Raw genomic sequence first — 13,262 nt, forward strand, 5'->3', positions numbered from 1 at the left:
CTCGACCTGCGGACGCATCGCGGAGACCGACCGATTTGCGCTGATCGAAACTCGGCGTGCAACAACTCGATCGCCGCGCGGACTGTCCACGAAGGTCTCCCCCTCGCTCCCACCTGCGGACGCATCGGTGGGTCACCGTCGACGCACGCTCGCATCGGACGCGTGGATCTCCTCGGCGCGCCTGGACTGACGGCAGAACGGTTCGCCTACACCCGTATCGGCCGCAGCACCCGGCTGCCGATCGGTCGACAGCGGCCATCAGCTCAGTAGAGCTCTTCGCGGTGAGATCACCACGGCGACCGCCGAATTCACCCGATCCGTACGGATTTCGCGTCCCTGCCCCGGCCTCGGAACAACGCGACCGCCCTGCGGCGCATGCCGGGACCACGCTGCCCGGGGGCGCGCTGCGGCACGGCGGGGGCGGGGTCCTGCACGCGGGTCGCGCTCGCTTCGATCCACTCGGTGTCGGCGCCGCCGTGGCGCGATGGCACGGAACCGCGGACGGCGTTCTCGCAGCGGCGCGCGAGATCGCGGCGGTCGAGGCCCGGATACTCCAGCGGCTCCAAGGTGATCTCCGCCACCATGCCTCGGCTGCGCAGGATGCGGGCCGCGGAGCTCGCGAAGGTGTCCTCGCCGACGAATCCGCAGACCGTGCACTGCGCGCCGTCGCGGTCCAGGTAGCGCAGGCGCACCGGCTGCACGTAGGCGCCCGCGTCGACGGCGGCCTGGAACAGCGCGGGACGCATCCGGCCGAACGCGCGCCCGCACCACGTGGTGCCCTCGGGGAAGGCCGCGATTCGGTCGCCTGCGGCTAGTCGGCCCGCGATGGTGTCGACCACGCCGGGCAGCGCGCGCAACTTCTCGCGCTCGATCGGGATGATGCGCATGAGCTTCGCCAGCCTGCCGAGCAGCGGCCAGTCGATGAGGTCGGCGCGCGCCACGAAACCCAGCGGCTGCACGGCGGCCAACACGACCACGTCGGTCCAGCCGATATGGCCGGTGATCACGAGTACACCGGTGTCCTTCGGCGCGAAACGCACGGGATCGGCGCCGTCGCGCGCACCGCGGTCGTCGCGACGCAGCGCGGTCCCGATGTGGCTCACCAGATCCGGGCGCGCGGTCTCGCTGACGGTGGCCGCGGCGACCCGGTTGTCCACCACCCGAAGCCGCATCCCGAGGCAGCCGAGCAGCGCCTGCGCGTAGCCGCGCTGCACCGCCTCGCGCCGCCCGCGCGGTGTGATCGCGTTCACCACGGGGAAACTGACCAGCAGCCCGGCCACCTGTGCGAGCCTGCCCGCCAACCGTGCCGTGCCGACCCGGTCGACGGCTTCGACACAGTTCGGTCCGCAGGGGCTCGACGGCATCCAGGCGTGGGCGTTCGTCGCGAGCGGCGCGTCGAATACCACCGAACTCACCGTCCTCCGTCGAGGGACGCGGCCGCGTCCTGTAGGCGATTCAGGTAGCGGGTGTTGATGGTGTCCAGACCGAGCAGCACCACGAAATCGGCCACCGCGAAATCGGGATCGTGTGCGGGCTCGCCGCAGATCTCCGCGCCCAGGCGCAGATATCCGCGCAGCAGCGGCGGCAGTTTCGGCCGCGTGGGCGAGGGCAGTTCGTCGAGAGTCTTCCCGTCGACGACCACCGGGTTGTAGGGGTGCACCCGACGCTCGGGATCGGAACCGTGCCTGGCCAACACCATGTCGCGCACACCGCGCACGTTCACACCGGCCGGATCGCCGGGGGTGTCGCGCATCGGCACCGACGCGCACCCCATCACCCAGTCGTAGCCGGTGAGTTGGATGTAGTGCAGGATGCCCGCCCACATGAGCGTCAGCACCGAACCGTTGCGGTGGTCGGGCACCACGCAGGCGCGGCCCATCTCGACGATCCGCTGACCTTCGGGATCGATCTGCTCCAGATCGAATTCGGTGGCCGTGTAGTACCCGCCCGCCGCCGCGACCCGGTCCGGGGGCAGCATCCGGTAGCAGCCGACGAATCTGTCGGTGGCGTCGTCGCGGACCAGCATGTGGTCGCAGTGCTCGTCGAACCGATCGGCGTCCAGGCCGGTGCCGTTGTCGGGGAGCTGGAATCCGGGCTCGTTGGCGAAGACGCCGTAACGCAGCCGCTGCGCGGCCTCGCGATGTTCGACGTCGGACGCCACGACCAGCGAGTACCGGGACCGTTCCACCCCTGAGTCCGTCGGCCCGCCCTTGGCTGTCAACACGGACGAAATAGTCATAGCCGTGATGACACCGGCCCGAGAATGCGATGGAGCGACCTCGAAGTGTCGCGTCGATGCAGGTTCGGTGAACGCGACGGCGGTCACACCGACCGTTCACCGTTCCGTAGCGTCGCGTTCGCGCCCCCGCGTCGTGTTCGCCGCCTTCGCGCTGATAGGAGACATTTTCGCGATACCGTCCCGCCCCGAAAGCACTGCCGCGGCGCCCCGCGGGCGCGGGGGGGCGCCAATAAAGAGGGCGCGCAACCGGGCAAACGGCCCAAAAGTCCGACGCGGACCTGACCGGCTCGGTGGCGGGTTCCACCTCGTCGAATCCGGGGCGTCCGCTGCCGATGAAGGCCACCAGCCACGACGCGACCGCCGCGAAGCGGTTGCGGAACCCGACCAGATAGAACAGGTGCACCGCCAGCCACATGACCCAGGCCACGACGCCGCGGAAACTGATGTGCTCGTTGAGTTTCGCCACGGCGCTGAACCGGCTGATCACCGCCATGCTGCCCTTGTCCCAGTAGACGAACGGCGTGCCCGCCCGCTTCTCGCGGCGGATGATGTCGGCGGCGTGCCTGCCTTCCTGCATGGCCACCGGCGACTGGCCGGGATAGCCGTTGAGCGAGGTCATATCGCCGATGGCGTAGATGTCGGCGTGCCCGCCGACGGTCAGGTCGGGATTGATCAACAGCCTTCCGGCGCGGTCGGTTTCGCATCCGGTGACTTCGGCGAGAATCTCGGCGAAACCGCCCGCTCGCACGCCCGCCGACCACACAACGGTCTCGGCGGCGATGCGGCGCTCAACGCCCGCCTTGTCCTTCACGGTCACCTTGCCGGGTTCGATATCGGTGACGAAGGTGTCGACCAGCACCTCGACGCCGCCCTTGGTCAGCGAGTCCTTCGCGTATTCCGACAGCCCGCCGCCGAAGGGCGGAAGCACCTCGGCCGCGCCCTCCACCAGGGTCACCGAAACCTCTTGGTGGTAATAGCGTTTCGATAATTCCTTCAGCTGGCCCGCGACCTCGACACCGGTGGCGCCCGCGCCGACCACAACGAAACTGAGCAGCCTGCGCTTGCTCTGCTCGTCCGCGCCCGCCGCCTCGGCGAAGACGCGCTCGATCTGCGCGCGCAGCGTCTTGGCGTCGTCGATGGTCTTGAGCGAGAACGTCTTCTCCGCGAAATCGTCACGCCCGAAATAGGATTGCGACGCGCCGGTGGCCGCGATCAGCGATCCGTAGCGGATGCGGGTGCGTTCGCCCTCGTGGTCGTAGGTCAATTCGGCGCGTTCGGCGTCGACCGCGATCACCCGGCCCTGGCGCACATCCGCGCCGCGATGCTTGCGCAGGATGGACGCGATCGGTGGCGCGATCTCCGCCGAGCCGAGCACACCGGTCGCGACCTGGTAGAGCAACGGCTGGAAGAGATGTTCGGGCGTGCTGGAGATCAGCACGTATCGCACACCCGACTTCGACAGTTGCTTGGCTGCGGCCAGCCCCCCGAAGCCCGATCCGACGATGACCACATCCGTGTAGTCGATCTCCGCTTGTTCCATTGCCGCGTGTTCCATGACAGCCTCCTTCTCTCATTACCAACCGTCATCGGAACCGCAGATATTTCAGGTCTTGACCGGCATAATGAAGATGACTCTTATCTCGATCCGTCATGAACGGGAGGTTGTCGTGGAGCTTCGCCAGCTGGCATACTTCGTCGCGGTCTGCGAGGAGCTGAGCTTCAGCAAGGCGGCCGCCCGCTGCTACATCTCGCAGTCGGCGATCAGTCACCAGATCGCCCGGCTCGAACGCGACCTCGGCGTATCGCTGTTCGAACGCTCCACCCGAGCCGTGGTCCCCACCGACGCCACCACGCGGGTACTGCCGCTGGCCAAACAGATGCTCAGCCTGGAATCGGCGATCCGCGCCACCGTGCGCAACACCGGACACCGTATCCGTTTGGCCGCCAACATGTCCTTCGCGACCCGGTCGCTGTCCTCGATCGCGGCGGCGCGCGCCGCGCACCCCGACGCCGAGATCGAGTTCGTCATCAAACCGTTCCGCCAGCGTATCTCCGCCGTCGCCGACGGTGACTGTGATCTGGCCCTCATCCGAGGCAGCGTCGCGCAACCCGGACTCACCGTCGAACAACTCTGGGTGGAGGACCTCGTGATCGCCACCACCGGCGGCCACCCCCTGGCCGACCGCGACTCCGTAACCCTCGCCGAACTCAGCCCCTACCCACTACTGCTCCCACCCGAACAGGAACAAGTCCTCCTACACACGGTGATCCGCACCGCCTTCGCCGACCTCCCCACCGGCCCCACCTTCGGCCCTCCCATCCCCCCCGACCACACCGCCACCATGGAACTCATCAACCGCCCCGAAGCCTGGACCGTCCTCTACGCCAACAGCCCCACCGAAGGCCTCGTAGTCCTCCACCTCACCGAACACCGCCTCCGAATCCCCGTCTCCGCCATAATCCGAGACGACGCCCGCCCCTCCCCCATCCTCACCACCCTCCTGACAACCCTGCACCGCCCCTGAGCGATCAGCGCTCCCGATCGGACAGTCGGCGGTCGGCGACGATCGCACCGGTCAATCGCCACGCGCCACGCTCGAAGATCAACTCGCCCGAGATCGCGATCGGTTGCTCGACCGCGTGCGCCTGTATCGCCCACTCGTATTCGCGCCCGGCCAGAGGAACGTGCACCTTGCGCGGACGCCCGTCGACATGGGTCGACAGCACAATGCTGGTGGCTTCGTCGTCACCACGATCATCACGCTCCAGACTGCGCACGGTGCCGAGCAACGTCACCTGCCGCGCAGGCTCCTCGCGTCGGACAAGTCGTTCACGCACCCGAGGCAACCCGGCCATCGCATTGCGATCGACCACAATCCGCGAAACATCCACCTCGGGCGACGACCCACCCGCGGCCCACTCGAACGACAGGTCCAACGCCCGCACTTGATCGGGTTGGGTCAATTCGAGGACGGATTCCACGAGACCGGCGCTGAGGCCCAACGTCGCGGCATTGTCGAGTGCCGACTCGTCCCAGTCGAGCCCGCGAGCAAGGGTCGTCATCACTCGGCGCGGAAAGAGCTCGACAGGCGTGAGTGACTCGTCACCGAGCCGGGAGACCACCGTGAACACGAAACTCCCGTGTTTCGTGTGTCCTAGCCGAATATCGTCTTCGAGGAAATTCGTCACCGTCGCGGATCGGCGCCCCCGATGCGAATGCGAAGGATCATCGGTGGTCGTCGCGGCGGCCTTCATCATGGTGAACAACGCTTGCAGCGCGGCTTCCGCCTGCCGGAACGGAATGGTCCCGTCGACCATCTCCTGATCGAAGCGGACGAAGAACAAGTCGGCGCGGGCCGCCGCTATCCGCTCTGCTAAACGCACCGGATCCCACCCGTAGATCGTGGCGAGCGATTGCAGCATCTCCCGGAAGCGCCGTGAGAAATCGACGTAGTCGGTCGCCAACGGAACCATCACCCGACCGCGAATCCCCTCCGCGCCTGGCAGTCTCCAGATCTCCTTGATGTCGTCATCCCGCGTCTCCAACTGCCAATCATTGGCAGCCAGATACTGCGACACAGCGGGTGGCGACAGCGTCGATGCGATCTCACGAAGCGGGTCGAGCGGAATTACGGTCATCGAATTCTCGATCGGGAGACGACTCTCCACCTCTGCGTCGGTCACGCTTTGACTCCCCCTGCTCCCGAACCCCTACGGCGCAGGAGCAACAATAGCCAATGTCTATGGCGGAGCCAAGTTTTCGGGGATTGGTGACCGGATTCCGCGCGATAGAGACGAGTACGGCCCCGGACGGGAGGTCCGGGGCCGTAGCTCTTGGGGCGGATTCGGGGATCAGCCCTTATGGTTCTTGACCGCTTCGGTCAGTTGGGGGGCGACGTTGAAGAGGTCGCCGACGATGCCGTAGTCGGCGATCTCGAAGATGGGGGCCTCTTCGTCCTTGTTCACGGCGACGATGGTCTTCGAGGTCTGCATGCCCGCGCGGTGCTGGATGGCGCCGGAGATACCGAGGGCGATGTAGAGCTGCGGGGAGACCGTTTTGCCGGTCTGGCCGACCTGGAACTGGCCGGGGTAGTAGCCGGAGTCGACGGCGGCGCGGGAGGCGCCGACGGCAGCGCCGAGGGAGTCGGCGAGGGCTTCCACGACCGAGAAGTTGTCGGCGGAACCGACGCCGCGACCACCGGAGACGACGATGCCCGCCTCGGTGAGTTCAGGACGGTCACCGGCGACGACCGGTTCCCGCGCGATGACCTTGACCAGGCCCTCTTCCTGAGCGGGCACCTCGACGGCGACCTGCTCGCCCGCACCAGCGGCGGGCTTGGCCTCGATCGCGCCGGGGCGCACCGAGATCACCGGCACGTCGCCGGTGGCCTTGGCGTCGACGGTGAACGCGCCACCGAAGATGGAGTGCACGGCCGAGCCGTCTTCCTTGACGTCGATGACGTCGATGAGCAGACCGGAGCCGATGCGCGCGGCGAGGCGGCCCGACACCTCCTTGCCCTCGGCGGTGGCGGCGACGATCACGGCGGCCGGTGACACCGACTCGACCAGCGCGGCGAGCACGTCGATCTTCGGGGTGAGCAGGTAGTTCTCGACATCGTCGGATTCGGCGATGTAGATCTTGTCGGCGCCCGCCGCGGTGAGCGCTTCGGCCAGCTTCTCGCCGGTGCCAGCGGCGCCGAGCACGACCGCGGCGGGCGAGCCGAGCGCCTTCGCGGCGGTGAGCAGTTCGGTGCTGACCTTCTTGATCGCACCTTCGGCGTGCTCGATGAGCACGAGTACTTCAGCCATGTGTGTTCTCTCCTAAGTCCGCGGCGATCAGATGATCTTCTGGCCGATGAGGTACTGGGCGATCTTGGTGCCGCCGTCCCCTTCGTCGGCGATCTTCTCGCCCGCGGTGCGCGGCGGCTTCGGGGTGGACGCGGTGACCGCGGTTGCCGCGTTCGCCACACCGACGGTCGACGGGTCGACGCCGAGGTCGGCGAGGGTGAAGGTCTGCACTTCCTTCTTCTTCGCGGCCATGATGCCCTTGAAGGACGGGAAGCGCGGCTCGTTGATCTTCTCGGTGACCGAGACGATCGCGGGCAGGGTGGCCTCGAGCTTGAAGACGCCGTCGTCGGTTTCGCGCTCGCCGGTGATGCGCTCACCGTCGACGGTGAGCTTGCGCAGGTGGGTGAGCTGCGGCAGGCCGAGGTATTCGGCGATGATGGCGGGCACCGCGCCCGCGCGACCGTCGGTGGCCTCGTTGCCCGCGATGACCAGTTCGACGCCTTCGACCTGGCCGAGCGCCGAGGCGAGCACCCACGCGGTCTGCACCGCGTCGGAGCCGTGGATGGCCGGGTCGTTGATGTGGATGGCCTTGTCGGCGCCCATGGAGAGGGCTTTGCGGATGGCTTCGGTGGCCCGGTCGGGTCCGGCGGCCAGCACGGTGACCTCGCCGCCCTGCGCTTCCTTGATCAGCAGCGCTTCTTCGACGGCGCGCTCGTTGATCTCGTCGAGAACGGCGTCGGCGGCTTCGCGATCGAGGGTGTAGTCACCGTCGGTCAGCTTGCGCTCGGACCAGGTGTCGGGAACCTGCTTGATGAGTACGACGATGTTCGGCATCGGTCTTCGTCGACCTCCTGTTCTGGGGGCGTGTATCCGGTGGTCGCACGTGCTGTGCCGTACGTCCTTGTGAGTAGCTCGGGCGTGACACTACCCTACGTTAAGTTACTCGTGGGTAACTTACCTGCCGCACTCGCACAACACCGGTCCGGCCGATATCGTGCGCGGGCCCTACCAGTAACGTCGGAACGATGAGCGAGGCTGTGATCCCTGCCGCAGTGGACGACCCGAGGGTCATAACCGGGTCCGAGCCGCCCGTCGACGCGCACGGCGCCGACGTCGAACCGCTGCCGCTGACCGGCGAGCGGACCGTGCCCGGCATCGCCGAGGAGAACTACTGGTTCCGCAGGCACGAGGTCGTCTACGCCGCCCTGCTCGACCGCTGCGCGGGCCGCGTCGTCCTCGAGGCGGGCTCCGGCGAGGGCTACGGCGCGAACATGATCGCCGACGTCGCGGCCGAGGTCACCGGACTCGACTACGACGCCGGCGCGGTAGCCCACGTGCGCGCGCGCTACCCGCGCGTGCGGATGATCCAGGGCAACCTCGCGCAACTCCCGCTCGACGACGCGTCGGTCGACGTCGTGGTGAATTTCCAAGTGATCGAACACCTCTGGGATCAGGGGCAGTTCCTGCGGGAATGCCTGCGCGTACTGCGTCCCGGCGGCGAACTGCTCATCAGCACGCCGAACCGGATCACGTTCTCACCCGGACGCGATACCCCGCTCAACCCGTTCCACACCCGCGAACTGAACGCAGCCGAACTCACCGAACTGCTGGTGGAGGCCGGATTCCGGGTGGAGCGGATGATCGGGGTGCACCACGGCCCGACCCTGAAGGCATTGGACGCCGCGCACGGCGGCTCGTTCATCGACGCGCAGATCGAACGCGCGCTGGCCGGTCAGCCATGGCCCGCCGAACTCACCGCCGATGTCGCCGCCGTGCGCATCGATGACTTCGCGCTGCTCGCCGAGAACATCGACGACAGCCTCGATCTGGTCGCCATCGCGGTGAAACCTTGAGCGACGAAGTCCCCGGCCAGTTCACCCTGGTCCTGCACTCCCATCTCCCCTGGCTCGCCAACCACGGTCGCTGGCCGGTGGGCGAGGAATGGCTATACCAGTCATGGGCGGCGTCCTATCTTCCGGTCGTCGAAGTACTGAGAACCCTTGCCGCGGAGGGACGTTCACACCTGCTGAGTCTCGGCATCACGCCGGTGCTCGCGGCCCAGCTCGATGATCCGCACTGCCTGGCAGGCATGCACCACTGGCTCGGGAACTGGCAGCTGCGCGCCGACGAGGCCGCCATGGCGGGCAATGTGACGCTCGGCCGCCACGAGCACCGGCTCGCCGCGGCCGCGCTCGCCGACTTCGAGCGGAACTGGCGCCACGGCGCGGCCCCGGTCTGGCGGCAGCTGATCGACGCCGAGACCATCGAACTGCTCGGCGGACCGCTCGCGCACCCCTTCCAACCGCTGCTCGACTCGCGGCTGCGCCGATTCCAGCTGGTCGAGGGCCTGGCCGACGCGCAGTTGCGCTGGGGCCGCACCCCGCGCGGCATCTGGGCGCCGGAATGCGGATACACCCCGGGCATGGAGGTCGAATACGACGCCGCAGGTGTGACGCATTTCATGGTCGATGGTCCGGCCCTGCGCGGTGACAGCAGCCTCGGGCATCCCGTGCACGATGCCGACGCGGTCGCGTTCGGACGCGATCTGCACGTGAGCTACCGAGTCTGGTCGCCGAAATCCGGGTATCCGGGGCACTCCGCCTACCGTGATTTCCATCACTACGATCACGGCACCGGACTCAAACCGTCCCGCGTCACCGGCAAGACCGTCGCGGGCCCGGACAAGGCGCCCTACGACCCCGACCTCGCTGCCGAAGCCGTCGCCCGCGACGTCGAGGATTTCGTGCGAACGGTCCGCGAGCGACTGCGCTCCGAATCCGCCCGCATCGGCCGTCCCGCGCTGGTCGTGGCCGCATTCGACACCGAACTGTTCGGCCACTGGTGGCACGAGGGCCCGCAATGGCTCGCCGCCGTGCTGCGCGCGCTGCCCGAAGCGGGCGTCACCGTCGGAACCCTCGCCGACGCCAGGGCGCGCGGCTACGTCGGCGACCCGGTGCCGCTGGCCGACTCGTCCTGGGGATCGGGCAAGGACTGGCGGGTCTGGGCCGGAGATCAAGTCCGTGACCTGGTCGAACTCAACGACGACATCGTGCGCCTCGCCCTCGACACCCTCGACAAGATGCGCGAGACCCGCGGCGACGCCCCCGCACTGCGCGACCCGGTCGCCGACCAGCTGCTGCGCGAAGCCATCCTCACCGTCTCCAGCGACTGGGCCTTCATGGTCAGCAAGGACTCCGCGGCCGGATACGCCAGGGATCGCGCGCACCGGCACGCGCACGCGGTGCGCGAGATAGCCGCCGCGGTCGGCGCGGGACAGGTCGCCAAAACCCAACAGTTGGCGGCAGGATGGGAAACGGACGACGGACTCTTCCCCGGATTGGACGCGCGACGACTCGGGGCACGGTACGAGGCGAACCCACCGGGACAGACCGTCCCGACCGGACAAGACACAGCCGCCGCTTCGGACGGCGGCGACATGGTCACCGCCGGGACGGGCGCCGCGTCCGCCATAGAAGAACCGGCTGGAGAAAGACGCACATGAAGATTCTGATGGTGTCATGGGAGTACCCGCCGGTCGTCGTCGGCGGACTCGGCCGCCACGTGCATCACCTGGCCACCGAACTGGCCGCCGCCGGACACGAAGTGGTCGTCCTGGCCCGCCGCCCCTCCGGCACCGACTCCATCACCCACCCAACCCACTCCTACGTCGCCGAAGGCGTCCTCGTGGTCGCGGTGGCCGAAGACCCGCCGTGCTTCGACTTCGGCGAGGACATGCTCGCCTGGACCCTGGCGATGGGACACGCGATGGTGCGCGCGGGCGTGGCGCTCGGCAAGCCGGGCATCGGCGACGGCTGGGTGCCCGACGTGGTGCACGCGCACGACTGGCTGGTCGCCCACCCCGCCATCACGCTCGCCGAATATTACGACGTGCCACTGGTTTCCACGATCCACGCCACCGAAGCGGGCAGGCACAGCGGCTGGGTCGCCGGCAAGGTCAACAAACAGGTGCACTCGGTGGAATGGTGGCTCGCCAACGAGTCCGACGCGCTCATCACCTGTTCGGCCTCCATGCGCGACGAAGTGGAACGCCTCTACGGACCCGAACGCATCCCGATGACGGTGATCCGCAACGGAATCGACGTCGGCGCCTGGACCTTCCGCCCGCGCGCGCCGCGCTCCGGCCCGCCGCGCCTGCTCTACGTCGGCCGCCTCGAATACGAGAAAGGCGTCCAGGACGCCATCGCCGCGCTGCCGCGCATCCGCCGCGCGCACCCCGGCACCACACTCACCATCGCAGGCATCGGCACCCAGTTCGAATGGCTGCGCGAACGCGCCCGCGTGCACCGCGTCGCCCGCGCCGTCACCTTCGCGGGCCAACTCGACCACGATGGACTGCTCGGCTGGCTGCACGGCGCCGACGCCATCCTGTTGCCGAGCCGCTACGAACCCTTCGGCATCGTGGCGCTGGAAGCCGCGGCGGCGGGCACACCGCTGATCACCTCCACCGCGGGCGGACTCGGCGAAGCCGTCATCGACGGCGTCACCGGCGCGTCCTTCGAACCCGCCGACGTCGACGGCCTCGTCGAAGCCGTCCGCGCCACCCTCGACGACCCAGCAGCCACCCAGGCGCGGGCCGACGCCGCCCGCGAGCGGCTCACCGCCGACTTCGCCTGGGACGTGGTGGCCGCCGAGACCGCGCTCGTCTACTCGGCCGCCAAACGCCGCGTGCGCAACCCGCTCGGCCGCCCGACCATCGTGGAACGCCCACTGCCCGAACGCGACCCGAACAAGCCCGTCTAGCGCACTACTTCTCCGGCTCGAAGGCGAACACCTCGCCGATCCGCGTCGCGACCACCACCTGGCCCTGCGCGCTGACCGACGTGCCCGTCGTGCTGCCCTTCGCCGCAGGCAGCACATCGGAATCGATCGTGTCGCCGTTCGCGATGTCGAACGTGACGAGGTTCAAGCCGTCACCGATCGCGGCCACCGTGTACCCGACACCGCCGCCCGTCTGCACCGGGACGCCGCGCAACTCCAGATCCTTGCGCTCCCACACGATCTGCGAGGTCTCGTCCTTGTCGCGCACCGCGAGCAGATAGCCCTCGTCGCCCGCCGGAATGATCAACCCGTCCGCCGACACCGAAAGCGCACCGCGCGGCGTGAACCCCAACTGCCGCACCCACCTGGTCCGCCCGTCCGAGGAATCAAGCGCGATAAGCCGATTCGAATTGTCACCCACATAGACCGTGTCACCGTCCGCGGACACCGCCGGACTCGTGCCGCTACCCGCGACGAGCACCTCGGCGCTCCACAACCGCGCGACCACACCGTCGCCGTAGCGCAACGCCACCACCGACGCCATCGGCCGCCCCGGTTCCCACACCGTCAGATAGAAACGGCCCGACGCCGCATCCACCGCCGCGATATTCGCCACCGCGCAACGCGGACCACCCGTCAGGCAATCATCCAGACCATCCCCCGCGGCGGGCCGCGTGAGATCCGGATACGCCAGGAAATCCGCCTCCCCCAACAACTGCAACGTCGGCACCTCACGCTGCCCCGTCTGTCTGCTCAACACGTCGATCTGCCCCGACTGCGTCACCGACAACACCCGACCGTCACCGGTGAACTGCACCGAAACGGGAACACCGGCCACCGGAGTCCGCCACCGCGGCTGACCGAGATAGTTGAACGAATTGACCGCGCCATCGTCGCCGACATACGAATTGTTCATGCCGTCCACCACCGACGGCGACGAAATAGCGTTGGGCCCCAACGGATTACAGAAACGCTTCCGCCCCGTCGGCATCTGGAACGACAGAATCGCGCACCCACTCGCAGTGCGCGTGGTAACGAAGATCTGCCCCTCCGACCCGATCGACACCGGCCGCTCCACCGGCCCCGCCACCGGCCGCGACCAACTCAAAGCCATCCGCCGCGCCCCCTCCACCGAGGTAACGCCGCTATTGCGCCCATCGTGATAAGCCGCAGGCCACCCCGCCCCCGCCCCCACCGCGATGTCATCCACATCGGTACCGCAACCGGCCACCACCGCAACCGAGGCCACCAGCGCCACCCACCCCGATCTCGAGACACGCGAACGCTCCAACGAAGCCCACAAGCTGCCTGTTCGCACCTGCTTACTCCCCTCGAGTCGATGGCCGCCCGCAACACTAATAGCCCCCCGAGAACCACCGCACCCCGGAACCCTCCAAACCCTCCCCCAACACCCCCACACCGGCACCACCCAAGCCACTCCATCCCCACCCCACCC

At 68.1% G+C, this 13,262-nt stretch carries 11 protein-coding genes and 1 pseudogene; 5 read left to right on the forward strand and 7 right to left on the reverse strand.

All coding sequences use genetic code 11. The features are described from left to right. Positions 1 to 308: 308 nt before the first annotated feature. The 3 genes and pseudogenes from IT779_RS34790 to IT779_RS34800 form a co-directional block, all read right to left on the reverse strand. Positions 309 to 1,415 (reverse strand): lysophospholipid acyltransferase family protein, encoded by a 1,107-nt coding sequence (locus tag IT779_RS34790; RefSeq protein ID WP_332839099.1) that lies wholly within the window; start codon positions 1,413 to 1,415, stop codon positions 309 to 311. Then, complete coding sequence (locus tag IT779_RS34795) at positions 1,412 to 2,239, reverse strand: GNAT family N-acetyltransferase (protein WP_196153751.1); 828 nt, start codon at positions 2,237 to 2,239, stop codon at positions 1,412 to 1,414. The genes IT779_RS34790 and IT779_RS34795 overlap by 4 nt, the downstream gene beginning before the upstream one ends. A 280-nt stretch (positions 2,240 to 2,519) precedes the next feature. Continuing rightward, a pseudogene (locus IT779_RS34800) lies at positions 2,520 to 3,794 on the reverse strand (NAD(P)/FAD-dependent oxidoreductase); the annotation flags it as partial. A 112-nt stretch (positions 3,795 to 3,906) separates the two neighbouring features. Between IT779_RS34800 and IT779_RS34805 the strand changes: the two are divergent. Next, complete coding sequence (locus tag IT779_RS34805) at positions 3,907 to 4,764, forward strand: LysR family transcriptional regulator (RefSeq protein ID WP_196153729.1); 858 nt, start codon at positions 3,907 to 3,909, stop codon at positions 4,762 to 4,764. A 4-nt stretch (positions 4,765 to 4,768) separates the two neighbouring features. Here the strand turns inward: IT779_RS34805 and IT779_RS34810 are convergent, their stop codons facing one another. The 3 genes from IT779_RS34810 to IT779_RS34820 all read right to left on the reverse strand — a co-directional run bounded on the left by IT779_RS34810 (position 4,769) and on the right by IT779_RS34820 (position 7,861). Then, entirely contained in the window at positions 4,769 to 5,923 is a 1,155-nt protein-coding gene (locus tag IT779_RS34810; RefSeq protein ID WP_198429266.1) for a hypothetical protein, read from the reverse strand. Positions 5,924 to 6,091: 168 nt separating this feature from the next. Beyond that, positions 6,092 to 7,048, reverse strand: coding sequence for an electron transfer flavoprotein subunit alpha/FixB family protein (locus tag IT779_RS34815; protein ID WP_196153730.1), 957 nt, complete (start codon positions 7,046 to 7,048; stop codon positions 6,092 to 6,094). 27 nt (positions 7,049 to 7,075) lie between these two features. Then, on the reverse strand, positions 7,076 to 7,861 hold the full coding sequence (locus IT779_RS34820; protein ID WP_196153731.1) for an electron transfer flavoprotein subunit beta/FixA family protein: 786 nt from the start codon (positions 7,859 to 7,861) through the stop codon (positions 7,076 to 7,078). A gap of 191 nt (positions 7,862 to 8,052) precedes the next feature. Between IT779_RS34820 and IT779_RS34825 the strand changes: the two genes are divergently transcribed. The 3 genes from IT779_RS34825 to IT779_RS34835 are packed head-to-tail and all read left to right on the forward strand — an operon-like array spanning position 8,053 to position 11,788. Then, positions 8,053 to 8,880, forward strand: a complete 828-nt coding sequence (locus IT779_RS34825; protein WP_196153732.1) for a class I SAM-dependent methyltransferase — start codon at positions 8,053 to 8,055, stop codon at positions 8,878 to 8,880. Then, on the forward strand, positions 8,877 to 10,529 hold the full coding sequence (locus tag IT779_RS34830; protein ID WP_196153733.1) for a 1,4-alpha-glucan branching protein domain-containing protein: 1,653 nt from the start codon (positions 8,877 to 8,879) through the stop codon (positions 10,527 to 10,529). The genes IT779_RS34825 and IT779_RS34830 overlap by 4 nt, the downstream gene beginning before the upstream one ends. Beyond that, entirely contained in the window at positions 10,526 to 11,788 is a 1,263-nt protein-coding gene (locus IT779_RS34835; protein ID WP_196153734.1) for a glycosyltransferase family 4 protein, read from the forward strand. The genes IT779_RS34830 and IT779_RS34835 overlap by 4 nt, the downstream gene beginning before the upstream one ends. A 4-nt stretch (positions 11,789 to 11,792) precedes the next feature. Here IT779_RS34835 and IT779_RS34840 read toward each other — a convergent pair whose 3' ends face one another. After that, a complete protein-coding gene (locus IT779_RS34840; protein WP_232542375.1) occupies positions 11,793 to 12,722 on the reverse strand; it encodes an outer membrane protein assembly factor BamB family protein in 930 nt (309 codons plus the stop codon). Between IT779_RS34840 and IT779_RS38355 the strand changes: the two genes are divergently transcribed. After that, a complete protein-coding gene (locus IT779_RS38355) occupies positions 12,721 to 12,969 on the forward strand; it encodes a hypothetical protein (RefSeq protein WP_232542376.1) in 249 nt (82 codons plus the stop codon). The genes IT779_RS34840 and IT779_RS38355 overlap by 2 nt on opposite strands. Positions 12,970 to 13,262 lie beyond the last annotated feature (293 nt).

Source organism: Nocardia bovistercoris (assembly GCF_015674855.1).
In the GTDB taxonomy this organism is placed as follows: domain Bacteria; phylum Actinomycetota; class Actinomycetes; order Mycobacteriales; family Mycobacteriaceae; genus Nocardia; species Nocardia bovistercoris.

What these genes read in the sequence shown, in the direction of transcription:
- IT779_RS34795 (WP_196153751.1), bottom strand. Translation starts at nt 2,239, where the DNA reads ATGACTATTTCGTCCGTGTTGACAGCCAAGGGCGGGCCGACGGACTCA.
- IT779_RS34815 (WP_196153730.1), bottom strand. Translation starts at nt 7,048, where the DNA reads ATGGCTGAAGTACTCGTGCTCATCGAGCACGCCGAAGGTGCGATCAAG.
- IT779_RS34820 (WP_196153731.1), bottom strand. Translation starts at nt 7,861, where the DNA reads ATGCCGAACATCGTCGTACTCATCAAGCAGGTTCCCGACACCTGGTCC.
- IT779_RS34825 (WP_196153732.1), top strand. Translation starts at nt 8,053, where the DNA reads ATGAGCGAGGCTGTGATCCCTGCCGCAGTGGACGACCCGAGGGTCATA.
- IT779_RS34835 (WP_196153734.1), top strand. Translation starts at nt 10,526, where the DNA reads ATGAAGATTCTGATGGTGTCATGGGAGTACCCGCCGGTCGTCGTCGGC.
- IT779_RS38355 (WP_232542376.1), top strand. Translation starts at nt 12,721, where the DNA reads ATGCCGTCCACCACCGACGGCGACGAAATAGCGTTGGGCCCCAACGGA.
- IT779_RS34840 (WP_232542375.1), bottom strand. Translation starts at nt 12,722, where the DNA reads ATGAACAATTCGTATGTCGGCGACGATGGCGCGGTCAATTCGTTCAAC.